At 60.1% G+C, this 23,356-nt stretch carries 21 protein-coding genes and 1 tRNA gene; 16 read left to right on the top strand and 6 right to left on the bottom strand.

Going from position 1 to position 23,356, the window contains the following annotated elements; translation table 11 throughout:
- The first annotated feature begins 23 nt into the window (after window positions 1–23).
- The 4 genes from mpl to R0125_RS14855 all read left to right on the top strand — a co-directional run bounded on the left by mpl (window position 24) and on the right by R0125_RS14855 (window position 5,366).
- A complete protein-coding gene (gene mpl, locus R0125_RS14870) occupies window positions 24–1,421 on the top strand; it encodes a UDP-N-acetylmuramate:L-alanyl-gamma-D-glutamyl-meso-diaminopimelate ligase (protein WP_317238683.1) in 1,398 nt (465 codons plus the stop codon).
- Window positions 1,418–2,086: a flavin prenyltransferase UbiX gene (locus tag R0125_RS14865; RefSeq protein ID WP_317238682.1), complete on the top strand. Its 669-nt coding sequence runs from the start codon at window positions 1,418–1,420 to the stop codon at window positions 2,084–2,086. The genes mpl and R0125_RS14865 overlap by 4 nt, the downstream gene beginning before the upstream one ends.
- Window positions 2,087–2,206: 120 nt before the next feature.
- Window positions 2,207–3,346, top strand: coding sequence for an acyl-CoA dehydrogenase family protein (locus R0125_RS14860; protein WP_248184172.1), 1,140 nt, complete (start codon window positions 2,207–2,209; stop codon window positions 3,344–3,346).
- A gap of 142 nt (window positions 3,347–3,488) precedes the next feature.
- Window positions 3,489–5,366: a hypothetical protein gene (locus R0125_RS14855; RefSeq protein ID WP_317238681.1), complete on the top strand. Its 1,878-nt coding sequence runs from the start codon at window positions 3,489–3,491 to the stop codon at window positions 5,364–5,366.
- Between the two features lie 127 nt (window positions 5,367–5,493).
- Here the strand turns inward: R0125_RS14855 and R0125_RS14850 are convergent.
- Window positions 5,494–5,580 (bottom strand) — tRNA-Leu (locus R0125_RS14850).
- 252 nt (window positions 5,581–5,832) lie between these two features.
- Between R0125_RS14850 and rnr the strand changes: the two genes are divergently transcribed.
- The 8 genes from rnr to alr all read left to right on the top strand — a co-directional run bounded on the left by rnr (window position 5,833) and on the right by alr (window position 14,140).
- Window positions 5,833–8,418 carry a ribonuclease R gene (gene rnr, locus R0125_RS14845; protein ID WP_317238680.1) on the top strand — a complete coding sequence of 862 codons (2,586 nt, stop codon included), beginning with the start codon at window positions 5,833–5,835 and terminating at the stop codon, window positions 8,416–8,418.
- Window positions 8,419–8,421: 3 nt separating this feature from the next.
- Window positions 8,422–9,159, top strand: a complete 738-nt coding sequence (gene rlmB / locus R0125_RS14840; RefSeq protein ID WP_248184177.1) for a 23S rRNA (guanosine(2251)-2'-O)-methyltransferase RlmB — start codon at window positions 8,422–8,424, stop codon at window positions 9,157–9,159.
- A 231-nt stretch (window positions 9,160–9,390) separates the two neighbouring features.
- Entirely contained in the window at window positions 9,391–9,807 is a 417-nt protein-coding gene (gene rpsF, locus R0125_RS14835) for a 30S ribosomal protein S6 (RefSeq protein ID WP_248184179.1), read from the top strand.
- A gap of 25 nt (window positions 9,808–9,832) precedes the next feature.
- On the top strand, window positions 9,833–10,063 hold the full coding sequence (gene rpsR, locus R0125_RS14830; RefSeq protein WP_007154918.1) for a 30S ribosomal protein S18: 231 nt from the start codon (window positions 9,833–9,835) through the stop codon (window positions 10,061–10,063).
- A gap of 26 nt (window positions 10,064–10,089) precedes the next feature.
- Window positions 10,090–10,956 carry a hypothetical protein gene (locus R0125_RS14825; protein WP_248184181.1) on the top strand — a complete coding sequence of 289 codons (867 nt, stop codon included), beginning with the start codon at window positions 10,090–10,092 and terminating at the stop codon, window positions 10,954–10,956.
- A gap of 20 nt (window positions 10,957–10,976) precedes the next feature.
- Window positions 10,977–11,423 (top strand): 50S ribosomal protein L9, encoded by a 447-nt coding sequence (gene rplI / locus R0125_RS14820; protein ID WP_248184182.1) that lies wholly within the window; start codon window positions 10,977–10,979, stop codon window positions 11,421–11,423.
- A 234-nt stretch (window positions 11,424–11,657) separates the two neighbouring features.
- Window positions 11,658–13,064 carry a replicative DNA helicase gene (dnaB, locus tag R0125_RS14815; RefSeq protein WP_317238679.1) on the top strand — a complete coding sequence of 469 codons (1,407 nt, stop codon included), beginning with the start codon at window positions 11,658–11,660 and terminating at the stop codon, window positions 13,062–13,064.
- Window positions 13,064–14,140 carry an alanine racemase gene (gene alr, locus R0125_RS14810; RefSeq protein WP_317238678.1) on the top strand — a complete coding sequence of 359 codons (1,077 nt, stop codon included), beginning with the start codon at window positions 13,064–13,066 and terminating at the stop codon, window positions 14,138–14,140. The genes dnaB and alr overlap by 1 nt, the downstream gene beginning before the upstream one ends.
- 16 nt (window positions 14,141–14,156) lie before the next feature.
- Here alr and R0125_RS14805 read toward each other — a convergent pair whose 3' ends face one another.
- A complete protein-coding gene (locus tag R0125_RS14805) occupies window positions 14,157–14,516 on the bottom strand; it encodes a hypothetical protein (RefSeq protein ID WP_248184189.1) in 360 nt (119 codons plus the stop codon).
- 142 nt (window positions 14,517–14,658) lie between these two features.
- On the opposite strand from R0125_RS14805, the gene R0125_RS14800 reads away from it, so the two are divergent.
- Window positions 14,659–15,504 (top strand): sugar nucleotide-binding protein, encoded by an 846-nt coding sequence (locus R0125_RS14800; RefSeq protein ID WP_317238677.1) that lies wholly within the window; start codon window positions 14,659–14,661, stop codon window positions 15,502–15,504.
- Here the strand turns inward: R0125_RS14800 and fnr are convergent.
- Together fnr and fabB are read right to left on the bottom strand one after the other, a co-directional pair.
- Complete coding sequence (fnr, locus tag R0125_RS14795) at window positions 15,501–16,247, bottom strand: fumarate/nitrate reduction transcriptional regulator Fnr (protein WP_317238676.1); 747 nt, start codon at window positions 16,245–16,247, stop codon at window positions 15,501–15,503. The two genes, R0125_RS14800 and fnr, sit on opposite strands and share 4 nt — an antisense overlap.
- A 143-nt stretch (window positions 16,248–16,390) precedes the next feature.
- Window positions 16,391–17,599, bottom strand: a complete 1,209-nt coding sequence (gene fabB, locus R0125_RS14790) for a beta-ketoacyl-ACP synthase I (RefSeq protein WP_317238675.1) — start codon at window positions 17,597–17,599, stop codon at window positions 16,391–16,393.
- Between the two features lie 83 nt (window positions 17,600–17,682).
- On the opposite strand from fabB, the gene R0125_RS14785 reads away from it, so the two are divergent.
- Together R0125_RS14785 and R0125_RS14780 are read left to right on the top strand one after the other, a co-directional pair.
- Window positions 17,683–18,321, top strand: coding sequence for a DUF962 domain-containing protein (locus R0125_RS14785; protein WP_317238674.1), 639 nt, complete (start codon window positions 17,683–17,685; stop codon window positions 18,319–18,321).
- 52 nt (window positions 18,322–18,373) lie between these two features.
- Window positions 18,374–19,156 (top strand): AraC family transcriptional regulator, encoded by a 783-nt coding sequence (locus tag R0125_RS14780; RefSeq protein WP_317238673.1) that lies wholly within the window; start codon window positions 18,374–18,376, stop codon window positions 19,154–19,156.
- On the opposite strand, the gene ylqF is transcribed toward R0125_RS14780, so the two are convergent.
- Window positions 19,148–20,041, bottom strand: a complete 894-nt coding sequence (gene ylqF / locus R0125_RS14775) for a ribosome biogenesis GTPase YlqF (protein ID WP_248184204.1) — start codon at window positions 20,039–20,041, stop codon at window positions 19,148–19,150. The two genes, R0125_RS14780 and ylqF, sit on opposite strands and share 9 nt — an antisense overlap.
- A gap of 211 nt (window positions 20,042–20,252) precedes the next feature.
- On the opposite strand from ylqF, the gene R0125_RS14770 reads away from it, so the two are divergent.
- Window positions 20,253–20,702, top strand: a complete 450-nt coding sequence (locus R0125_RS14770) for a Spy/CpxP family protein refolding chaperone (protein ID WP_248184206.1) — start codon at window positions 20,253–20,255, stop codon at window positions 20,700–20,702.
- 116 nt (window positions 20,703–20,818) lie between these two features.
- Here R0125_RS14770 and R0125_RS14765 read toward each other — a convergent pair whose 3' ends face one another.
- Entirely contained in the window at window positions 20,819–23,311 is a 2,493-nt protein-coding gene (locus R0125_RS14765; RefSeq protein WP_317238672.1) for an efflux RND transporter permease subunit, read from the bottom strand.
- Between the last annotated feature and the right edge of the window lie 45 nt (window positions 23,312–23,356).

Here is a 23,356-nt window from a genome sequence, read left to right as displayed (position 1 = left end):
CCAAGTAAGGGGTCAGACCGGTCATGCACATTCATATCCTGGGGATTTGCGGCACATTCATGGGCAGCCTGGCGGTCTTGGCCCGGGAGCTGGGCTACACGGTGACCGGCTCGGACCAGGGGGTGTACCCGCCCATGAGTACCCAACTGGAAGCCCAGGGCATTGGCCTGATGGACGGGTATCGCGCTGAGAATCTTGAGCCGAAGCCGGACCTGGTACTGATTGGCAACGCCATGTCCCGTGGCAATCCGGAAGTGGAGGCGGTGCTCAATCGCAACATCGACTACATGTCCGGGCCGGAGTGGCTGGCGCGGGAAGTGCTGCGCCACCGCTGGGTTCTTGCGGTTGCCGGCACCCATGGCAAAACCACTACCACCTCCATGCTGCTGTGGATTCTGGATCAGGCCGGTTTTGACGCCGGGTATCTGGTGGGTGGCGTGCCGCAGGATTTTCCGGTGTCGGCCCGCCTTGGTTCCAGTGACTTCTTCGTGATCGAAGCGGACGAATACGACAGCGCGTTTTTCGACAAGCGCTCGAAGTTCGTGCACTACCGTCCCCATACGCTGATCATGAACAACCTCGAATTCGATCACGCGGATATTTTCGACGATGTTGAAGCGATCGAACGGCAATTTCATCATCTGGTGCGCACCGTGCCGTCCAGCGGTCTGATTGTTCGCCCCGCCCGCGATGTGCACCTGGATCGCGCTCTGGCAATGGGGTGCTGGAGCGGGGTGCAAAGCACCGCCATCGGCAGCGAGGTGGCGCACACCACCGACTGGCGCGCGGAATTGCTGGCGGAGGATGGCAGCCGCTTCATGGTGGTGCACCATGAGCAGCCGGTAGCAACGGTGACCTGGTCCCAGACCGGGCTGCACAACGTCCGCAACGCGCTGGCCGCCATCGCTGCCGCGCGCCATGTAGGGGTGACGCCGGACCACGCGGTGGCTGCTCTGTGCCGTTTCTCCGGGGTCAAGCGCCGCATGGAGTTGCTGGCGAAAATCAACGGCGTCAGTGTGTACGACGATTTTGCCCATCACCCCACCGCCATTGCCACCACCCTGGAGGGGTTGCGCCACAAGGTGGGGGACGAGCCGGTGCTGGCGCTTATCGAGCCCCGCTCGAACACCATGCAGCAGGGGGTGCATCAGCAGGCCCTGCTGCCCAGTGCTGCCGCTGCCGACCACGTTATCTGGGCCAATCTGAATCAACTGACGTGGTTGCCGGCGCTGGTGAATGCCTGGTCGGCCGACCCGGGACAAACGGTTCAGCACCAGGTGGAGGACACGGTGGAGGCGCTGATTGAGCAGACGCTGGCAAAGATTTCTGGTCCCTGCCACATTGTGATCATGAGCAACGGCGGTTTTGGTGGCATCCACCAGAAACTGATTGCCGAACTTGAGCGTAAATATCCGGCATGACAGAGACAACAGCGCAGCAAAGCAGCTCACCACGAACCATCAACCTGGCCTTCACAGGCGCTTCCGGCGCCCAGTATGGGCTGCGTCTGCTGCAGTGCCTGGTCGCAGCCGGCTGCACCGTGAATGTGATGGTCAGCCGCGCTGCGCAGGTGGTGATGGCGACGGAAACCGACCTCAAACTGCCGGGCTCGCCGCCGGCCATGCAGGCTGCACTGGCAGGGTTTACCGGCGCCGCGCCGGGCCAGTTGCTGGTGTTCGGGCGGGAAGACTGGTTTGCCCCGCCGGCATCAGGCTCCGGGGAAAAAGCGCCGCTGGTGGTCTGTCCCTGCAGCACCGGCACCTTGTCGGCGCTGGCCACCGGGGCCAGCAACAACCTGATCGAGCGGGCCGGCGATGTCGCCCTGAAAGAGCGGCGGCAGCTGATTCTGGTGCCGCGGGAAGCGCCGTATTCCGAGGTGCATCTCGATAACATGCTGAAACTGACCCGCATGGGCGCCGTGATCATGCCGGCCAGCCCGGGCTTCTATCATAACCCGCAGTCGGTAAACGACCTGGTGGACTTCATCGTGGCCCGTATTCTCGACCATCTGGACCTGCCCCAGGATCTGATGCCGCGTTGGGGCGAGGAACGCGCTGACGGCAAACGCGATGACCAGCGTCAGTAAGCGCCGGGAGCGATGGTTTTGGTCAGCCCGATTGATGGTTTTCACCATTGAGCGAAATGACCAGTCAGCAGAGACTTGGTGAACGACAATCACAACATTGGTCATTCACCGAGGTTTACCATGATTCCACGCACACTCTTTGACGCCGATCTTGAAGGCTTCCGCGATTCCGTTCGTAAATTCCTGGAACAGGAAGCCACGCCTTACCACGAACAATGGGAGAAAGACGGCCAGGTCAGCCGGGAATTGTGGCGTAAGGGTGGCGAGCTGGGCTTCCTGTGCCCGGCCATTCCGGAAGAATTTGGCGGCGCAGGTGCGGATTTCCGTTACAGCGCCGTAATCATGGAAGAAGTGTCCTATGCTGGCCTCTCCGGCATCGGCTGGGCGCTGCACTCTGACATCGTCGCACCCTACATCCTCAGCTACGGTTCCCAGGCGCAGAAAGAATACTATCTGCCCAAGATGGCTTCCGGTGAAATGATCACCGCCATCGCCATGAGCGAGCCGGGTGCCGGCTCTGATCTGCAGGGGGTAAAAACTACCGCGGTCAAGAATGGTGACCACTACGTCCTGAACGGATCGAAAACCTTCATCACCAATGGTCAGCTTGCGGATCTGGTGATTGTGGTTGCCAAAACCGACCCGAAGGAAGGGGCGAAGGGCATCAGTCTGCTGCTGGTCGAGACCGCCTGGGAAGGGTTTGAAAAAGGCCAGAACCTGAACAAGGTTGGCATGAAGGCCCAAGACACCTCCGAACTGTTTTTCCAGGACGTGAAGGTGCCGGTCGAGAACCTGCTGGGTACCATGGAAGGGCAGGGCTTTTTCCAGCTGATGCAGGAATTGCCGGCCGAGCGTCTGCAAGTGGCGCTGGCGGCGGTTGCCGCCGCCGAAGCAGCCTGGAAGTGGACGCTGGACTACGTCAAGGAGCGCAAAGCCTTCGGTAAGCCGGTGATCGCTTTCCAGAACACCCGTTTCAAGATGGCCGAGATGAAAGCAGAGATTACTGCCGCGCGGGTGTTTTGTGACCGGTGCCTGGAGCTTCACCTCGAGAAGAAGCTGGACATCCCCACCGCGGCCATGCTCAAGCAGTGGACCACGGACATCCAGTGCAAGGTGATGGACGAGTGCGTGCAGCTGCACGGTGGTTACGGTTACATGTGGGAATACCCGATCGCCCGGGCGTGGGCGGATTCCCGTGTGCAGAAGATCTACGCCGGCACCAACGAAATCATGAAAGAGATCGTTGCCCGCTCCTTCTGACCGGATCCGGGTCCCGGTGGCTGATGGCTGCCGGGACCATTGGTTACCAAACTTTACAAATTGCCAAACCTATCAAGGTTCCTCCTCCCCACATCTCCTACAGTAGCGGCACAACCTCCAACAAGGATAACCGGTTGCTGCCATGAAACGTTCCTTCCCCCTGTTCCTTTCGCTGTTTGCCCTGGCCCTCGTCGGTTGTGGCGAAGAGTCTGATGATCTGCCCGTCGACGGTCGTGACTTTGACGGCGTGAGCTACAGCGATCCCGCACCCTACACCGGACGGGTCATCGACGGTTACCTGAGCAATGCCAGGGTCTGGCTAGATCTTGATGGCGACAGCCAATTCACCCCCGGACCACTGACGGTTGAGCTGGAGTCCGGCACCCTGGTGACGCTGGCCTCGGGCGAACCGACGGCCTTGTCCGGTGAGGATGGCGTATTTGTGCTGGATATCGGTGAGCTGCTGAGTGACCCGGCAGAGGCGCCGGATCTGGACCCGCGGGATTACCCGCTGTTCGCCATGGCGTTGCCGGGCAAGACCGTCGAGCAGCGGCGCAACGGCGATCAAACCATTGAGGATGCCTATATGATGTCGGCTCCTCCGGGGGTGAGAAATATCACGCCGTTGAGCACGCTGGTGCGTTATCGGCGGCTCGCGGGGGCCAGTCCACTGGTTTCGGGTACCGGCAGTGCCAACGACTCGCTTGGCAGCATCAACCTGCTGTCGGATTACATTCTCGCTGGTGATGAGCGGGCCCATGCCTACGCGCGGGCGTTTGCCCGCTTCATGGCCAGCCAGTTCCCGTTCAGCGAGGCGTTAGCCGCCAGCGATGCCGACGGCACCGAACGGATTCTGAGCCCGCGGGCGGCCTACCTGTTAGGGCTGTCATTGGTTCAGAACGCGGGCGAGCTTGTGGGACTTGTGGATGACGCGGCTTCGCAGGGTGGCTATGAGAATGTGGATGTGGCCGCCCTCGATTTTCCCGAGGTGCCGCTGGAGCTGGCGGATCCGCTGTTGCTGACAGTGCAGCAGGTGTATGCCCACCCGGAAAATGGCGGGTTGCCCGAGAACCGCTCCAATCTTCAGGTGTCCGCGGAACTGCATTTCGACTACAGCCCCGACGGACGGCTGATGTCGGTCTCTGCCAACGGCTGCATGATGCCCGCGATGCCGGAAATGGCGCGATTGATCAATGTCGGTGGGCAAATGGCCGCGCTCGGTGTGCAGTGGTTGCCTTCCATTTCACTGTCGTTGCACAGCCGCACCGCCTATGAAGAGGAGGGCAGTGCCGTGGATGAGCGCCTGACCTTCGACTGGGAGGAGCAGAGAGCCTACTTCGAGACGGCGACGTCCTGTCAGGAAGGTCTAGCCGATGGCAGTGCGCTGGGTGGGCCGGCCGAAATCACCTACGCCTGGGTCATGACGGACGGTCAGGTCAGCGAGTTGTCGGCGGTGTCCGGACTGGAAACCCGCACACTGGCGCCGGATTACACCAACAGTGCCGTGGATCCGGATGCAACGGATCCGTCCCCGGTGTTCAACGGCTACCGCCTGCAGGTAAACGGCGTAGAGGAGGTCGTGCTGTCACCCTCCGGTGGTGTCAGTACCTGTGTCCTGGACGAAGGGGTGAAAGCGGCAAACCATGCAGTATCGGCTATTCAGCCTTACAGCTTTGATGCCCCCGGCGCACCGGCCGGTTTTGAGTCGCTGCAGTTGGAGATGGATACCCGCGGTGATTTCTTCCGACTGTTGCGCTACACCTTTGCCGACCCGGTGAGTGCCGGCCTTGATCATGTCACCGCCAATGGTGGGTTCGACTGGACCCTTTACTACGCTCCGCAAGGGGCGCCCGACTACGTGGGTGAACAGCCGGATCTGATTACCGATGCCTATCTGACCAAGGTCAGAACACTGGCGTCCTGTGGGCGCGAATTCGAGGACGTGCCGTCGTCGATTTTCGGGCGTGTGGATTATGGCTACCAACGATTGTCGGAGTATCTGACAGGGCTGGTGGAGTAGGCGCCTTCGGGCGCTGGTCCATCATGTCTGGAAAGCACGATCGAATATGCCGGACGCATGGATGCTCGGAGCATTATCGGACTGTGTTTGAATCGGGAATTTGTTCTTCATTTCCTGGGGAAGGAAATGGTGCCGAGGAGAGGACTTGAACCTCCACGGGGTTGCCCCCACTAGCACCTGAAGCTAGCGTGTCTACCAATTTCACCACCTCGGCAGGTGATTTGCAGTCACGTCGCGGGTCGTTGGACCGGACGGTTCTGCCAGCGTTGAGGTGTGTGCCTCAACCGATGGCGCGTACTTTAATGATTCGATAAAAAGCTGTCAAACATTTTTTTGAAGATTATTTTCCCGAATTTAATTGCTTTATTTCGCCGCCGGTTAGGCAGGCCGACCTATCCGGCGTTATACTCCCGAACACACGCAATATAACCGCACCATCTTCGGTGCGGACAGGACAAGGATCCGAATGGTTTCCAGAAAAAAGACGGACAGAGATCCGCACGCCAGTCGTGAGGCGCAAAATTACGACAACCCCATCCAGAGCAGAGAATTCATTCTCGAGCACCTCAAGGAGCGCGGTGCACCCGCAACTCACGAGACGCTCTGCGACGAACTGGGGCAGGAATCCGAAGAGGGCATTGAGGCCTTGCGACGCAGGCTGATTGCCATGTGCCGTGACGGCCAGCTGATCTGTAACCGCCGTGGCGCCTACCTCCCCATCGAAGAGGCGGACCTTGTGACCGGCCGCGTGGTAGGTCACAAGGATGGCTTCGGCTTCCTGATTCCTGACGACGGCGGTAGCGATCTGTTCCTGACCGCGCGCCAGATGCGCCAGGTATTTCACGGCGATCGTGTTGCTGCAAGGGTCGATCGGGTTGACGACAAGGGGCGCCGCGAGGGCGTGATTGTTGAAGTGCTGGAGCATCGTACCAGCCAGACCGTTGGCCGTTTCTTCCAGGAGAGTGGCATCTGTTTTGTGGTGCCGGAAAATGCTCGCATCAACCATGAGGTGCTGGTGCCCCAGGAGAACTGTGGTGAAGCACGTCACGGCCAGTACGTGGTGGTCGATATCATTCGTCAGCCCACTGTGCGCACCCAGCCGCTGGGCAAAGTAGTGGAAATCCTCGGTGAGCACATGGCGCCGGGTATGGAAATCGACGTTGCCATCCGCTCCTATGACATTCCCCACAGCTGGCCGCCGGCGGTTGGCGAGCAGACGGCGAAGATTGCCGAAGAAGTGGAAGAGAAAGACAAGGCGAACCGGGTGGATATCCGTAACCTTCGCCTGGTCACCATCGATGACGAAACCGCGCGGGACTTCGATGACGCGGTCTACTGTGAGCCCCGCCCACGGGGCGGTTACCGCCTGCTGGTTGCGATCGCGGACGTGTCTCATTACGTCCGTCCGGGCACGCCGCTGGATGATGAGGCCGTCAACCGCAGTACGTCCGTCTATTTCCCCGATCATGTTGTGCCGATGCTGCCGGAAAAGCTGTCCAACGGCCTGTGCTCCCTGAACCCAGGCGTTGACCGGCTGTGCATGGTGGCAGACATGACCATCAGTGCCGCAGGTAATATCAGCAGCTACAGCTTCTACCAGGCGGTGATGTACAGCCACGCGCGACTGACCTACAACAAGGTCAGCGCCATGCTGGAGCAGCCGGATACGGAGCAAGGCTACAAGCTGTGTGAGCAGTACGCCCATGTGCTGCCGCAGCTGCATAATCTCTATGGTCTGTATCAGCTATTACGCAAGGCCCGCACCGAGCGCGGCGCGATTGATTTCGAAACCACCGAAACCAAAATCGTGTTTGACGCCAACCGCAAGATTGAAGAAATCGTGCCGGTACAGCGTAATGACGCTCACAAGATCATCGAGGAGTGCATGCTGTGCGCCAACGTGGCTACCGCGCGCTTCCTCAAGAAATACAAGCTGCCGGCCCTGTACCGGGTTCACGACGGCCCCTCGGAAGAGCGGCTGAATGCGGTTCGGCTGTTCTTGAGCGAATTGGGGTTGCAGCTCGGTGGTGGCGACAGCCCCACCTCGGCTGATTACCAGGAATTGCTGTCCCACATTTCCGATCGCTCGGATGCCAACGTGATCCAGACGGTGATGTTGCGGTCTCTGAGTCAGGCGGTCTACAGCCCGGAAGAGGGCGGGCACTTCGGTCTCGGTTTCGCGGGCTATGCTCACTTTACATCGCCCATTCGACGCTACCCTGACCTGATTGCCCACCGGGCCATCAAGTCCGTCATTCACGGCGAGAGTCAGGCCAAGGATGTGGTCAAGCCGCCGAAGCGTGATCCGGAGCTGTCCAATTACCCCTACGACTTCGCGCGGATGGAGCGGCTCGGTGAGCACACCTCCATGGCCGAGCGCCGTGCCGATGATGCCACCCGTGACGTGATGGCCTGGCTCAAGTGCGAGTACCTCAGCGATCATGTGGGTGAAGAGTTTGACGGCGTGATCGCCGCCGTGGTGCCTTTCGGTTTCTTTGTGGAGCTGTCGGGTGTCTACATCGAGGGCCTGGTGCACGTATCCACCCTCAATGGTGACTTTTTCCATCACGACGCCGCCAAACACCGGCTGATTGGCGAGCGCACGGCTCAGAGTTTCCGGCTTGGCGATGAGGTGCGGGTGAAGGTGGTGCGTGTCGGCATGGAAGATCGCAAGATCGACCTGGAGCTGATCAGTGAGCCGCGCCATCGCCAGGCCGATCGTGATGCGCTGGTAGTGACTCGCAAGGAGCCTCGTGGCAACACCAAGGGGCGTGGCAAGGGCGGCGCCCGCGACGGTAAGCCCCGGGGGCGCGCGGATAACCGTGACAAGCCGGCCACCGGTGAGCGGCCCGCCGCGAAAAAGCGTCCTGCGAAAAGTGCGGGCGACAAGCCCAAAGGCAAGTCCAGAGACGCCTCCCGTGACAAACCTGCGGCAAAAGAGCCGGGTTCCGCGAACGAGCCGTTGTCGGCGCGGGATGAGCTGATCGCTCAGGCGGCCAAGCTGGCGTTGGGCAAGGACAAGAAACGGAAACCCCGTAAGTCAGGAAAATAATCAGTGTCCGGAGAGTTCATATTTGGTTGGCATGCGGTTGAGGCCGTCCTCAAACGCGAGCCGGAGCGGTTGCAGCAGGTCTGGATTCAGACCGGGCGCCAGGATCGCCGGGTCAAAACCATCACCGATGGTCTGGACACCCTCGGGGTGCGCTGGAGCGTGGTGCATCGCAAGACGCTGGATGAGAAAGTCGCCGGCGTGCACCAGGGTGTGGTGGCGGCGGTATCGGAAAGCCGGGAATGGGGTGAAGACGATCTCATGGCCATGCTGGCCGCTGCCAGCGAGCCACCGTTCCTGCTGGTACTTGATGGTGTGACCGACCCCCACAATCTTGGGGCCTGTATGCGCACGGCGGACGCGGTGGGTGTGCAGGCGGTGATTGTGCCCAAGGATAAGTCTGCCACGTTGACGCCGGTTGCCCGTAAGGTGGCGTGCGGCGCGGCGGAGACCGTGCCTTTTGTGCGGGTGACCAATCTGGCGCGCTGCCTGCGCGCGCTCCAGGAGCAGGGTGTGTGGCTGGTCGGCACCGCCGGCGAGGCAGGCAGCACACTGTACCAGGCAAACTTCACCGGTCCTGTGGCGCTGGTTATGGGCGCGGAAGGTAAGGGTATGCGCCGGCTGACCCGCGAGCACTGCGACGCGTTGATCAATATCCCCATGCTCGGGCACGTCGACAGCCTCAATGTGTCGGTGGCCACCGGCGTCTGTCTCTACGAAGCTCTGCGTCAGAGGCTTGCATAGAACCACCCACACGCCTAGAATACGTGACCCCTTTTTATAGGGGCGGTGTTGTATTGCCTGAATTCCGGGCCGCAACGCGACGCTTTTGATCAGGTCTGTCTGACATGCCTTATTGATAAAGCAAAAGAAACCGGCAGCTTGACTGCCACCTCCTTGCTTTCATATTTATCGGATTCCGGCGCTTTATGCCGCCCGCTGAAAAGGAAGCTGTTCAAACCGTAGGGAGAACTCATGCGTCACTACGAAATCGTATTTATGGTACACCCGGATCAGAGCGAGCAGGTGCCCGCTATGATCGAGCGTTATACCAGCGTCATCACTGAAGATGGCGGCAAGGTACATCGCCTGGAAGATTGGGGCCGTCGTCACCTGGCTTACCCGATCAACAAGATTCACAAAGCTCACTACGTGCTGATGAACGCTGAATGTTCACAGGCCGCTATGGACGAGCTGACCCACAACTTCCGGTTCAACGATGCCATTATCCGTGACCTGATTTTGCGTCGCGATGAGGCTGTTACCGATCTGTCTCCGTTGAAAGCCGCTGAGTCCCGCGAGGACCGTCGTCCCAGTGGCGAAGATCGTCCCCGTCGTTCGGCCGATTCTGACGAAAGTCGTCAGGCTGAAACCCAGGACGAAGAAGAGTAATTAACCGGAGTTGAGGAGTTAAGTTATGGCTCGTTTTTTCAGACGTCGTAAGTTCTGCCGCTTCACGGCAGAGGGTGTGAAAGAGATCGATTACAAAGATCTGGACACTCTGAAAGGTTATATCACTGAAACCGGCAAAATCGTGCCCAGCCGCATCACCGGCACCAAAGCACGTTATCAGCGTCAGCTGGCTACCGCTATCAAGCGTGCCCGCTACCTGGCACTGCTGCCGTATTCGGACAGCCACGATAACTAATTAACAGATAAACAGGACTTGGGACCATGCGTGCACTGGCACAGTTTGTAATGCGCGGTCCCCTGCAGGCAGGCGGGGTTGCGGCGGTTGCATCGGCCATACCCCTGTTGTTCTGGATTGGCGCTGCCGTTATTGGCCTGGTGATTCTCAGGCTGGGTATCGGTCAGGGGCTGCAAATTGGCCTCTGGGCATTATTGCCGGCACTGGGCTGGAGCTGGTTCGGGCAAGACCCGACGGCCCTGGCGGTGTTGCTGGAAGTGATGCTGATGGCGTCGGTTCTCAGACTTTCCCTGTCCTGGGAGAAAGCACTCCTTGCGGGGAGTTTTCTGGCGATTGTCATCGGGCTGATGTTGCCCGTGATATACCCCGGTCTGCTGGACGATCTGGTCCGTACCGGGGTCAGTTTTTACGAACAATACAACGCCGAGGTGGCCCGTAGTCTGGGTGATGAACTTGAGACTGTGATTCGGGACACCATGAATGCCAGCATGGCAGGCACCTACCTGGTAACAGGGGTGGCGATGACCATGTTGGCGCGCGCCTGGCAGGCTGGGTTGTACAACCCGGGCGGGTTCCGGAAAGAGTTTCATGCTTTCCGGCTGTCTCCGGTGGTGGCTGTGCTTTGTGCAGTGACCATGGTGGCGGGGCCTCTTCTGGGGCTGAACTCCATGTTGCTGGGTTGGGCTGCCGGTATGCCGCTGTTCCTGGCAAGCCTGGCGCTGGTCCACGGTGTGGTAGGTCGTAAAAATCTGAATGGCCAGTGGCTGGTGCTGTTTTATATAGCATTGGTGCTGTTGGGCCCAAGCCTGATGATTCTGTTGGTAGTTCTGGCGTTTGTGGATAGCTGGCTGGATATCCGGGGGCGAATCAAACCCGCCGGGCCGGCTGAATAAAGCACGAAGAGGTTAACGAGATGGAAGTTATTCTGCTCGAGAAAGTAGCAAACCTTGGTTCACTCGGTGACAAGGTCAAGGTAAAGGCCGGTTACGGTCGTAATTTTCTGCTGCCTTACGGCAAAGCGGTTGCAGCAACAGCTGATAACCTGAAGGCCTTTGAAGAGCGCCGCGCAGAGCTGGAAAAAGCCGCTGCCGACAAGCTGGCGACAGCGACCGCTCGCGCCGAAGCGCTGGAAGGTGCGTCTTTCACCATCAGCTCCAAGGCCGGTGATGAAGGCAAGCTGTTCGGTTCTATTGGTGTTCGCGACATCGCTGATGCCGTGACCGCCGGTGGCACCGAAGTCGAGAAGAGCGAAGTTCGTCTGCCCGAAGGTCCGCTTCGCGCGATCGGCGAGTACGACATCGAGCTGCAGCTGCACTCCGACGTGACCGTCCAGATCAAGCTGGTTGTGGTAGCCGAGTAATCGGTTGCTGTGGGCTCCTGTCGCGGTGGCAACGCCGGGGCGAGTCCACAACCAGTGACAAAGGCCATTACCGTTCGTAATACCGAACGGTAATGGCGCCACAGGCCCGGCCCCGCAGATGCGGGTTCCGGGCCTGTTGCTTTCTGATATGCTTCAGGTTTCGACAGCCCCTCCCATCTGGCACGCAATGGGCTTAAACTGTCGCGGAAGCGATCCCTAACTGAAGATGTGTTCATGGCCAATCCCAATCTCAAACCTGCGAAAACCGACCTGGAAACCAGCCGCATCAAGGTGCCACCTCATTCGGTCGAAGCCGAGCAGGCGGTACTGGGTGGTCTGATGCTGGATAACCGCCGGTTTGATGAAGTCAGCGAAGTGATTTCCGCAGCCGATTTCTACCGCCAGGATCATCGCCTGATTTTCGCGGCCGCAGAGCGTCTGTCCAGCGAGAGCGAGCCTCTCGATGTGGTCACGCTGGCGGAGTTTCTGGAGCGCGCCGGCGACATCGAAGACGCCGGCGGTCTGTCATACCTGGCGGAGCTGGCGGAGAAAACACCAGGCGCGGCGAACATCCGTGCCTACGCCGACATCGTCAAGGAGCGCTCGATCCTGCGCAGTCTGGTTGAGGTGTCCGGAAAGATCGCCGATTCGGCGTTCAATCCCCTTGGCCGGACCAGTGCGGAAGTGCTGGATGAGGCAGAGCGCAGCGTTTTCAAGATTGCTGAATCCCGTGCCAAGGAGGGATCCGGTCCCCAGGCCATCAATCCCATCCTGACCAAGGCGCTGAGCCGGATTGAAGAACTGTTCGAGTCCGGCGAGCAAACCACCGGTCTGACCACCGGCTTCCGGGATCTGGATGATCAGACCTCCGGGATGCAGCCGGCCGACCTGATCATCGTGGCGGGGCGACCGTCCATGGGTAAGACCACCTTTGCCATGAACATTGTGGAGAACGCGCTGATCAGCACCGGCACTCCGGTGCTGGTGTTCAGTATGGAGATGCCGGCCGATGCCCTGGCGATGCGTATGCTGTCCTCGCTGGGCCGGATCGACCAGACCAAGGTCCGCGGCGGCAAGCTGGAAGAGGATGACTGGCCGCGGCTGACGTCTGCGGTGAGTCTGCTCAAGGACAAGCCCCTCTACATTGACGACACCCCCGGCCTGAGCCCGACCGAAATGCGCTCCCGCGCCCGTCGTATCGCACGGGAGAACGGTGGCAAGATCGGTCTGATCATGGTGGATTATCTGCAGCTGATGCGGGTGCCGGGCAATACCGAGGGCAGAACGGCGGAGATTTCCGAAATTTCCCGTTCTCTCAAAGGTCTTGCGAAAGAGCTGAGCTGCCCGGTGGTGGCGCTGTCCCAGTTGAACCGGAGCCTCGAGCAGCGCCCCAACAAACGCCCGGTGAATTCCGACCTGCGGGAATCCGGTGCCATCGAGCAGGACGCCGACGTCATCATGTTTGTGTACCGGGATGAAGTCTACAACGAGGATACCCCCGACAAGGGCATTGCCGAAATCATCATTGGTAAACAGCGAAACGGCCCGATTGGCACGCTCCGTCTGGCTTTTATCGGAAAATACACCAAATTTGAAGATCTGGCGCACGGGGACTATGGCGATTACGGTGGGGATTACTGATGCCCCGCAGTACCGTCGCGCGCATTGATACCAGTGCCATCCGCCATAACTACCGGATGGCTTGTGAGCGTGCGGGCTCGGCCAGGGTCATGGCGGTGATCAAGGCCGATGGCTACGGCCATGGCATCGCCGCCGTCGCGCGGGCGCTGGCTGATGAGGCGCCGCGCTATGCGGTGGCGTGTCTGGAAGAGGCGCTCGCGATTCGCGAGGCGGGATTGTCCCAGCCGGTGGTGCTGTTACAGGGGATTCACCAACGCGACGACATGGCGGAATGCGCGCGCCGGGGATTTCATCCGGTGCTTCACAGCGATTATCAACTGGACTGGCTGGGCGCTGCTGCGGAGATTCCGGCCTTCTGGCTGAAGGTCAACACCGGGATGAACCGACTCGGGTTCCCTGCGGAGAGTCTCGCGGCGCGGGTGGATGCGCTTAGCGCCAAACCGGCGCTGCAAAGTGCCTTGCAAGGGTTCGTTACCCATTTCGCTTGTGCCGATGACCCGGCCAGTCAGGTCACGGCGGAGCAGACCCGGCGGTTTTCCCGTGCCGTGGCCCCGTGGCCGCATCTGGAAAAGAGTGTGGGCAATTCCGCTGCGCATTTTCTTGAGGGTCAGGCGCTGTTCGACTGGAGCCGGCCCGGCATCATGTTGTACGGTGGTTCGCCGATGATCGGTCAGACCGGGTCTGAGCTGGGTTTGAAAGCCGCGATGACACTGGAAGCACCGTTGATAGCCACACGCCTGCTGCAGGCGGGCGATTGCGTGGGTTACGGCGCTACCTGGGTTGCCGACCGGGATACCCGGATGGGAATGGTGGCCGTGGGCTACGGCGATGGCTACCCGCGGCATGCCGGCACGGGCACGCCTGCGGCCATCAGAGGCAAACGCATACGTCTGATTGGCCGGGTATCCATGGATATGCTGGCAGTGGATCTGTCGTCCGCTCCGGACGCCCGAGAGGGGGATGCGGTCGAGCTGTGGGGACCGCAGGTCAGTGTCGATGAAGTGGCGGCCCACGCAGGTACAATCGGCTATGAATTGCTGACGGGGGTTACAGCCCGGGTGCCCAGGCTGTACTGATAGCCGGCAGCGGGGGTCAGGCCGCGGGCTCAGGCTCGTGAATGATTTCCTCGATGAAGTCGAGAATGGCGCCGAGGCTGCGATCGTCCAGTTTTTTCAGCACCTTGTGAACCACCATCTTGCTGCCTTTGAGCATGCTGCTGATGCCCACTCTGGCCATCCCCATCATCATGCTGCTGGCATTCAGCCGGCGCAGTGGCTCCAGAAAGAAGAAATCCAGGCCGTCGTCGGTCATTTCGACGATCAGGTTGAAGAGTTTATCGATGGCTTCCTTGTCGGCCTTGCCTCGCTCCCGCAGTTCACCCACGGTGTAGAGGGCACGGGTTCTCAGCTCATCGGAGATGGGGGCGACGATATGGCTTTGTTGTTTCAGCATGTCGGTTCCTGTTGTTGTATGCTCAGCGGGTTCTGATTGGTCATTTCCATAGTATTGTATGGCGGTTACCTCGTGTGCCATTGGCTTGAGCGTAATGGGGTGTCCGTCACATCAGTGATATTCCGGGAGGCGTTGGACGCTTGTGCATGTTGTAGTGGTTCATGATTACGGCCCGTTGGGCAAGGTGCTGCTGGAGCGGCTGCGTGAAACGCCGCTGCTGGTCACGCCCTTGCTGGTCAGTGATCCTGACAGGGCAGACCTGTCAGCGCTGGAGGAATGGATTCCCGAGGACACGGATCTGATCGTCAACGCCCTCTGGCTGACCGACCCGGAAGTGGCCGAGCGGGACCCCGAGCGCGTTCACCTGGCCGCTTTTTCCCTGCCGGTTGCGCTGGCGGAGTTCGCCGGTGAGCGCCACATGGCGCTGCTGCAATTGTCTTCCTGTTATGTGTTTGATGGTCGCAAACAGAGCGCTTACATCGCCTCTAATCCCGGGCAGCCCAGCAATGAACTGGGTAACTGGCAGTGGGAGTGTGAGCAGGCGTTACGGACGTTACTGCCCCGGCACATTATTCTGCGGACCGGCTGGAGTCTGGGGCGTTTTATCCGCAAGGTGCAGAAAAGCACCTATGGCGGCGAGACCCTGCGGTTGCCGGGCCGTTGCCGCGGTCAGCCGGTGACGGTGCGGGACCTGGCGAGGGTAATGACGGCGGTGATCCTGCAGCTGGATTGCGGTGCGGAAGTGTGGGGCACTTATCAGTACGCAGGTGCGGAAGAAATCACTCTGTATGAGCTGGGCCTGGCCATCGCCGGCTTACCGGGCATTCCGGCGGGTATTCGCGTGGTGGACGATGTGCCGGAATGGGCAACGCTGGAACCTGCCAACGCCACCCTGATCTGTACCAAGATTCGCAACACCTTCGGCATCAAGCAGCAGCCCTGGCGATCAGGGCTGACAGCCGAGCTGGAGGTACTTGCCAGGGACTAGCCGCCCTGGCGTGCCGAGTCCCGGGTCGCCAGCTGCAGTGCTTCCACATCCAACAGCTCCACTTCCCGCCCGCGGGCGCGGATAATGCCCTGGTTCTGGAAGCGGGTGAACACCCGGCTGACGGTTTCCACCGCCAGTCCCAGGAAGTTGGCAATGTCATTACGTGCCATGGGCAGGCTGAAATTGGTAGGCGACATGCGTCGACGCTGGAAGCGGCTGGATAATGACAGTAGCAGCGCGGCGATGCGCTCCTCGGCGGTATTCTTGCTCAGCAACATTGCCAGTTGATGGCTGTTCTGTATCTCCTGACTCATCAGGTGATACATGTGGTGCTGAAGATCCGGCAATTTGCCGGTCAACTCTTCGAGTTTCTCTACCGGGAATTCACACACACTGGTGCGCTCCAGGGCTTTGGCGGTACTGGCATAGCTCTCGCCGCTCATGCTGTCGAGACCAACCAGCTCGCCGGGCATGAAGAAACCGGTGACCTGCTCTTCGCCCCCCTCGGTGATGATCGAGGTTTTCACCGCACCGCTACGCACCGCGAAACAGGATCGGAAAGGTGTACTCTGCTCGAAAATGTGTTCGCCACGAGTAAAGATGCGTCCCTGCTGCACGATGTCCTCGAGCCGATCAAGGTCGTTTTCCTCAATCGCAAGCGGCAGGCAGAGATTGCTGAGACTGCACTTGTGACAGGACGCCTTGAGCGGCGAGGCTTGCTTGATTCGGATTACTTGTGCCATGGCGGATGAACCATCCAGATTGATTCATATCAAAACCGTACCTTAATACGGATGGCCTGCTTTGCCAATGATAGATGCTGTCGACGGGGTAGGTAATTCCCGGAGAAAGCCGCCGCATGGTTGCCGGCGGCTCCGTGCCCGAATCAGACCCTCTGGAAAATCAATGACGCGTTGGTGCCGCCGAAGCCGAAGCTGTTGGACATGACAGTGGTCAGCCCGGTGTCGCGGGCTTGCGGGCCAACCAGGGGCATGTCGCCGACCTTTTCGTCCGGATTGTTCAAATTGGCGGTACCGGCAATAAACCTGTGCTGCAGCATCAGCAGCGAGTAGATGGCCTCGTGGACGCCGGATGCCCCCAGGGAATGTCCGGAAAGGGACTTGGTGGAGGAAATCGGCGGCAGGGTGTCACCGAACACGCTGCGCACCGCGCCCAGCTCGGCCACATCACCCACAGGCGTGCTGGTGCCGTGGGCATTGATGTAATCCACGGGGCGGCTCACTGTGGCCAACGCCTGTTTCATGCAGCGCATGGCGCCCTCACCGGAGGGCGCCACCATGTCGTGTCCGTCAGACGTGGCGCCGTAACCGGTGAGCTCGGCGATGATGGGTGCGCCTCGGCGGCGGGCATGTTCCAGCTCTTCCATCACCAGCATGCCACCACCACCGGCAATCACGAAACCATCACGGCCGCTGTCGAAAGGGCGCGAGGCGGTCGCCGGCTCATCGTTATACTTGGTGGACAGGGCGCCCATGGCGTCAAACAGCATGGTCAGGCTCCAGTCTTCTTCTTCTCCGCCACCGGCGAAGACAATGTCCTGTTTGCCGGACTGGATCTGCTCCATGGCGTGGCCAATGCAGTGTGCGCTGGTGGCGCAGGCTGAGGACATCGAGTAGTTCACCCCACGAATGCGGAAGGCGGTGGCCAGGCACGCCGAGACGGTGCTGGTCATGATGCGGGGCACCATGTAGGGGCCGATGCGTTTGACACCTTTCTCCCGCATCAGATCCACCGCCTCCACCTGGCTGGCACTGGAGGCGCCACCAGAGCCTGCAATGAGTCCGGTGCGATCACTGGATACCAGGTCCTCGCTCAGTTGGGCGGAGGCCACAGCCTGCTCCATGGCCAGGTAGCTGTACATGGCGGATTGACCCATGAAACGGCGCAGCTTGCGGTCGATCACACTGGTGTCCACGTTCACAGATCCGGAAATCTGGCTGCGAAAGCCCATGTCTTTGTAGGTCTGATTGAAGCGGATGCCGGAGCGCCCGCCCTTCAGGCTTTCCAGCACCGCAGCGGTGGAATTGCCCAGGCATGACACAATGCCCATACCGGTGACGACAACGCGTCTCATATGCTCCTCCTGGAACGGATCGCCCCTTGGGGCGACGCCATTGAATCGATGACATTGTTTGGCAGTGTAAGGGGTTTGCCGCGGTGGTGATATTTGACCTTGGTAAGGGGCAGTCGCCGGCAATAGCCGTTACGTACAAGGCAGTGGACCACGCCGCTGATACCCTGGGCGGTCTCAATGACGACAAAAAGGAGACTTTCGTGCGCACTCTGTCCCGGTTTCTTCACGATTATGGTGACAGCCATCAGAACCCCCTGAACCAGTGGATACACTTCGTGTGTGTGCCTGCCATTCTGGTATCCACCCTTGGTCTGTTCTGGCTGATTCCGGTGGGCCACTGGCTCGGGCTTTCTGACGCGGCCGCGGAATGGGTGAACGGTGCAACCCTGCTGGCGGCCGTGTCCGGCATGGTGTACCTGAAGCTCTCGCTGGCCGTGTTCGTGCTGATGGCGGGCTGGTTCGCGCTGTCGGTATGGGCTATTCAGAGCGTGGTGGCCGCCGGCTGGTCGCTGTTCTGGACCAGTCTGGTGGTCTGGATCGCGGCCTGGGCCTTGCAGGTCTATGGCCACAAAGTAGAGGGCAAGAAACCCTCGTTTGTTGAAGACCTGGTATTTCTGCTGATCGGGCCGATTTTCGTCAGTGTCGAGTTTGCCGCCAAGTTGGGCATTCCGGTTCCGCATGCACTGGGCTCACAGCCGGAGAATTCCTCAGGGGGTCACTGAATACCGCGGATTGGGCTATGCTTGGCAGCTCCGAATTCGTCAGGTCATGGCTATGGTTGTGAAATCCGCGCAAGACACCCACAGCATGGGAGCCGGGAGGGGCACGTTATTTCTGTGGCCGGATCACTGGCAGGTGCTCGGGCAGTTGATGCCGAACCGGGCGCACCGCCACATCAGTGCCTCGTTGTTGGTGGGTCTGGATCAGTCGTTCAGGTTACAGGTTGATGGACAGTGGCGGCGCACCCGGGCGGCGGTTGTCGCGCCCGACGTGCCCCAGGCGCTGGACCCGGGGTGCGCTGCCATGTGGATTGCCCAGCTCGACCCCGATAGCCCGTTCTGGCGCGCACTGGCGCCACTGGTGGGCGATGACCGCTCGGTCGACATCGCATTCAGTAAGGAGATGCGACTGCCAACAGGCGAGACCGGCTGCGCCGCGATGAGGAACCACCTGAGCGGCTTGGTGAGGAGGGTAGGGCATCCACCCGCGGCACTGGATGACCGGGTGTCCCGGGTCTGTGAGTCGCTGCGGCGTGACCTACCGGATAAACTGGATGTAAGTGCGCTGGCTGCCGGGGTCGGGCTGTCTAACTCGCGCCTGAGCCACCTGTTTCGCCAGCAGACGGGCGTGCCACTGCGGCGGTTCCTGCTGCACCTGAAAATGACCCGGGCTCTGAGCTTCTGGACGCCGGGCAAGCCGGTATCCCATGTGGCCGCAGAGGCCGGATTCTACGATCAGCCCCACCTCGTAAGGACTGCCAGGGAGATGTTTGATGCCCTGCCGTCGGAGGTCATTGCCAAAGGCTGGCTGCGGGTGTGCCGTTGCCCGTCAGCGTGACTGCTCCGCTTCCTTGGCGGCTCTGGCGGCTTCCGCCTCCCGGGTTTCCTGCTCAACCATGACCGGCGTTTCAAGGGAAATACGCCCGAGGGTGCCGGCCCGCAGTTCGTTCAGCAGCACTTCCGACACCTTGTGCAGGTCCGGTATGCCGCCGCGGGCGAAGAACCGGCGTTTGGCGGCGATGGCATCCATCAGCGCCAGGCCATCCACCGGCGTCTCATCCAATCCGTAGCGTTTCATGACCAGGTCCCGGTAGGCCTGTAGCAGGTAGTCCGCTTCGAACAGGGCTATGTCCTCGAAATCCAGCACGGCGCTGCGGATGGCGCCGGTGATGGCGAGGCGATAACCGCAGGCTTCCGGCGACAGCTTCGGCCACAGAAAACCGGGAGTGTCATACAGCAACACGTTGTCGGGCAGTTTGATGGCCTGCTGGGCGCGGGTCACTGCGGGCTCGTTGCCGGTCTTGGCCGCCGGCCGTCCGGCGAGCGTATTGATCAGGGTCGATTTGCCAACGTTGGGAATGCCCAGAATCATCACCCGCAGTGCGCTCTTCTGCCGGTCGTGGTTGGGGGTCATCTCTGTGGCAAGCCGGAGAATGTCCAGCGCTTCGCTGCGTTGGTTGTGGGTCAGGGTGATGGTTCGCACGCCCCGCTCCTTCTCCAGCCACGTCTGCCACTGGGCGGTGATGTCCGGGTCTGCCAGGTCACGCTTGTTGAGCACCTTGATCAGCGGAGTATCGCCACGCAGGTTGGGAACCAGCGGGTTTTCACTGCTGAACGGAATGCGGGCATCAAGAACCTCGATAATCAGGTCCATCTGTGGCATTACTTTTTTGATCTCCTTGCGGGCCTTGTGCATGTGCCCGGGAAACCAGTTAATCGCCATGGTGTGACTCCAGTGTTGGCTGAACGGCGCCATTATGGACCGGAATGACTAAATTTTCACATTTGATTGAGGCCGCTGCTGCTGCGGGATTCCGATGACCGGATTAATAAATGTGTATAAAAAGAGGGGGTATCGGGGTGAAAGCGGGGGATGTTTTGTTTTAGGGTGTGGGGTCTGACGCTCTTAACCGCAATACACAACGGAGATATTTATGAAGCTTGTAAAACTGTTCGGCATTGCCATGTTGACCTTTGGCCTGACCACTCCCGCCCTGGCGCAAGATATGAGCCAGCAGGCCCCACAAGGTGATCAGGTAGACCAACTGGCGGAACTGGTCGGGCTGAGCGATGAGCAGCAAACAGAAATCCGCGGCATCATCGAAGAAATGCAGAGCGAGATCCAGGGGCTCCAGGCTGAGGCGCGACAATTGCAGCAGTCCATCCAGGCCGAGATCAAGCCGGACTACGACGAAGGAAAAATCCGCGACAATGCAGAAAAACTGGGTGACCTGACCGGTGAGATGACCGCGTTGTCCACGCTTATGCAGGCCAAGGTCGATGCGGTGTTCACTGAAGAGCAGCGCAATGAGCTCGACAAGCGCATGCAGCAGATGCAGCAGCAGATGCAGCAACAGCGTCAGATGCAGCAGCAAATGCAGTAAGCGTCGGCCCTGAAGAAAAGCCGCCACGGCTCTGGCCGTTGGCGGCTTTTTTGTGTCCGTCGGGTTTTCCGGGTCCGGGAGACGTAAGCGTTCCGGCCCTCACGCCAGAAGGCCGGTTAACTCGGCGAGCCTGCGCCGAACGGCTTGATCAGAATGATCAGCCGGGGCAACAGGGTGAGAGCGCCAGCCAAGGCCATGAACATGGCGAAGCCGGTGAACAGGCCAAAGTAGATGGTGGGGATGAAGTTCGACAGTACCAGAATCGAGAAGCCGGTAATGATCGTCAGCGACGTGTAGAACATGGCCCGACCGATGCTGCGGTGGCAGCGGTGCATCGTGGCAATGTAATTGCCGTCTTTGGCGAACTCGGTCTTGAATCGGTGGATGTAGTGGATGGTGTCGTCCACGGCGATACCGACGGTGATGGCCGCGACGGTGATAGTCATCATGTCCAGAGGTATGTTCAGCCAGCCCATCAAACCCAGCACTGAGCCGGCGGCAATCAGGTTCGGCGCCATGCCGATCACTGCGATCAGAAGCGAGCGGAAAAGAATCAGGAACATGGCCATGATGGCAAGGAACACCACGCCCAGGGTCTTGATCTGGGAGTCGAACAGGCTTTGCAGCATGTTGTTGTACATCACCGTCATGCCGGTAAACAGCACCTGGTCCTCATCAAAACCCAGCTCACCGGTGAGGTGGCCGTGAATGGTATCCAGCAGTTCCTGACGACGTAGCTCCGGCAGGGTTTCCAGAATGCGGATGCTAAAGCGGGCCTGATCGTGCTCCTCCGAAATATAGGGCGTCAGCAGGATGTCCTGCAGGTCTGCCGGCACAGCGGAGGGCACGAACGCCAGCTCGAGGGCATTCAGCGGTTCGTCACCGTTGACCTGGGCCAGCAGATCCAGGGTCGTGCTGATGGACAGTACCTTGCCGGTTTCCTCGAGGCTGTCCAGATAGTCGTGCACGCCCCGCAGGCGGTCCATTTTCTGGTAGGTGTACCAGGTGTCCCGGTATTCGGCCTCATCGCCACAGTCGTCGACGAACGGATCGCAGTCACTGGCAAACGGATCGTCGGAGCCACTGTTTTCCGGTGCCGGGTCGTCGGTGATCACCACATCCAGCGGTGTGGTTCCGCCGAGGCGGTCGTCGATGGTGATCATACCCTGATAGATTTCGGTGCTGGATTTGAAGTAATCGATAAAGCTGTTCTCCACCGTCAACCGGCTCAGGCCAATCACGCAGAGCACAGCGATGACGGCAGAACCACCCAGCACCAGTTTGCCTTGGTGTTCTGTGAAGCGCGCAAAGGCGTCCGTGAAGGGCACGTGGTCCGAACTGACGAAGCGATCAACCGGCGGGGGCAACAGTGCCAGCAGCGCAGGGAACAGGATAAAGGTGACCAGAAAGGCTACGGAGAGGCCGATGGTCATCATCCAGCCGAAATCGATCACCGGGCGGATACCACTGAAGGTCAGCGAGCCGAATGCCACGATGGTGGTGATGGCCATATAGAAGCAGGGTTTGATCATCGCCAGCACCGTCTGGCGAAGAGTGTCCCGGGGCGCTGCTCCGGGATCGTCGTGCTGGAACTCCCGGTAACGGACGATGAGGTGGATGGTCAGCGACAGGGTCATGATCAGCAGCAGCGAAACGAAATTGGACGAGATCACCGTAACCGGCCACTGGGCCCAGGACAGGTACCCGATCACCAGCCACACCGTGACACTGCAGCACAGCAACGGCACGAGCACCCAGCGCCACTGGCGGAAGATGAGAGCGAGAGTCAGCAGCAGGAAGATCAGCACGCCGATGCCGAAGGTTGACAGGTCGTTCTGGATGAACTGGATCATATCGGCAACGATCATCGGTAAACCACCGAGGTAGATCTCGGCACTATCCCGGTAGGTGTCCAGAATGCTGCGCACCTCACTGATGGTCTGTTCCCGCTCTGCCCCGAGCTGTTCGGTGAAGCGGATGAAGTCGTCGCTCACCCGTTCCAGCGCCTGCTGGTCGTCGGCATTGGCGTCGTCACCGGCCACCGCCTCGCGCAGCCGCTCGCGCTCATTGAGCAGCTCGAAATACCGTTCCGGTGTCGGCAGGTTGACCTGGATGGCGGTGGTGCCAGCGTCTTTGCTGATCAACAGGTTCGGATACAGGGGGTTGCTGAGCAGGGCTTCCCGGGCGGTGTCGGGGGCCACGTCATCGCCGTCCATGGTCTTGATCTCCGAATCCACCGTGTCAAGGGTCAGGTCCGGGCTGTGCAGCAGCGGCACGTTGAGAATGCTGTTGGTGGAGCTGACAGCCTCCAGGGCTTCCAGCTCGTCGCGGAGCTGCCGCAGGGTATCCAGTGTGTCGGAGCTGAACAGATCATTTGCCGGCGTATAGGTAACGATCAGAAAATCGTCAGAGGTGGTGAAGCGGCGATTCACCTCGCGATACTGCTCCAGGGAGCGGTCATTCTCCAGCACCAGGGACTCGGCAGAGGCGTCGAGCCGGAACTGGTCCAGCCTCAGGCTGGCGACAACAAGGATGAGAGCAAACACCACAAGAACGGCGACCGGGTGGGGGAGAATCCAACGGTCATAAAGGGAGCGGATCGGGGTCATCGGCACATTGTCCACGCTGCGAAAAAACGAGTGCAGAGTGTGCCA

The organism is Marinobacter sp. M-5 (assembly GCF_032911545.1).
GTDB lineage: Bacteria > Pseudomonadota > Gammaproteobacteria > Pseudomonadales > Oleiphilaceae > Marinobacter > Marinobacter goseongensis.
The sequence above is the reverse complement of the archived record's forward strand: the minus strand, read 5'-3'. Positions and strand labels throughout refer to the sequence as shown.

Excerpts from the sequence above, each read along its gene's own strand:
- R0125_RS14855 (WP_317238681.1), top strand. The coding sequence starts at position 3,489 with ATGAAACGTTCCTTCCCCCTGTTCCTTTCGCTGTTTGCCCTGGCCCTC.
- rplI (WP_248184182.1), top strand. The coding sequence starts at position 10,977 with ATGGAAGTTATTCTGCTCGAGAAAGTAGCAAACCTTGGTTCACTCGGT.
- dnaB (WP_317238679.1), top strand. The coding sequence starts at position 11,658 with ATGGCCAATCCCAATCTCAAACCTGCGAAAACCGACCTGGAAACCAGC.
- R0125_RS14865 (WP_317238682.1), top strand. The coding sequence starts at position 1,418 with ATGACAGAGACAACAGCGCAGCAAAGCAGCTCACCACGAACCATCAAC.
- R0125_RS14805 (WP_248184189.1), bottom strand. The coding sequence starts at position 14,516 with ATGCTGAAACAACAAAGCCATATCGTCGCCCCCATCTCCGATGAGCTG.
- R0125_RS14825 (WP_248184181.1), top strand. The coding sequence starts at position 10,090 with ATGCGTGCACTGGCACAGTTTGTAATGCGCGGTCCCCTGCAGGCAGGC.
- rnr (WP_317238680.1), top strand. The coding sequence starts at position 5,833 with ATGGTTTCCAGAAAAAAGACGGACAGAGATCCGCACGCCAGTCGTGAG.
- R0125_RS14780 (WP_317238673.1), top strand. The coding sequence starts at position 18,374 with ATGGTTGTGAAATCCGCGCAAGACACCCACAGCATGGGAGCCGGGAGG.
- R0125_RS14765 (WP_317238672.1), bottom strand. The coding sequence starts at position 23,311 with ATGACCCCGATCCGCTCCCTTTATGACCGTTGGATTCTCCCCCACCCG.
- fnr (WP_317238676.1), bottom strand. The coding sequence starts at position 16,247 with ATGGCACAAGTAATCCGAATCAAGCAAGCCTCGCCGCTCAAGGCGTCC.
- mpl (WP_317238683.1), top strand. The coding sequence starts at position 24 with ATGCACATTCATATCCTGGGGATTTGCGGCACATTCATGGGCAGCCTG.
- R0125_RS14860 (WP_248184172.1), top strand. The coding sequence starts at position 2,207 with ATGATTCCACGCACACTCTTTGACGCCGATCTTGAAGGCTTCCGCGAT.
- R0125_RS14770 (WP_248184206.1), top strand. The coding sequence starts at position 20,253 with ATGAAGCTTGTAAAACTGTTCGGCATTGCCATGTTGACCTTTGGCCTG.
- alr (WP_317238678.1), top strand. The coding sequence starts at position 13,064 with ATGCCCCGCAGTACCGTCGCGCGCATTGATACCAGTGCCATCCGCCAT.
- rpsF (WP_248184179.1), top strand. The coding sequence starts at position 9,391 with ATGCGTCACTACGAAATCGTATTTATGGTACACCCGGATCAGAGCGAG.
- fabB (WP_317238675.1), bottom strand. The coding sequence starts at position 17,599 with ATGAGACGCGTTGTCGTCACCGGTATGGGCATTGTGTCATGCCTGGGC.
- rpsR (WP_007154918.1), top strand. The coding sequence starts at position 9,833 with ATGGCTCGTTTTTTCAGACGTCGTAAGTTCTGCCGCTTCACGGCAGAG.
- ylqF (WP_248184204.1), bottom strand. The coding sequence starts at position 20,041 with ATGGCGATTAACTGGTTTCCCGGGCACATGCACAAGGCCCGCAAGGAG.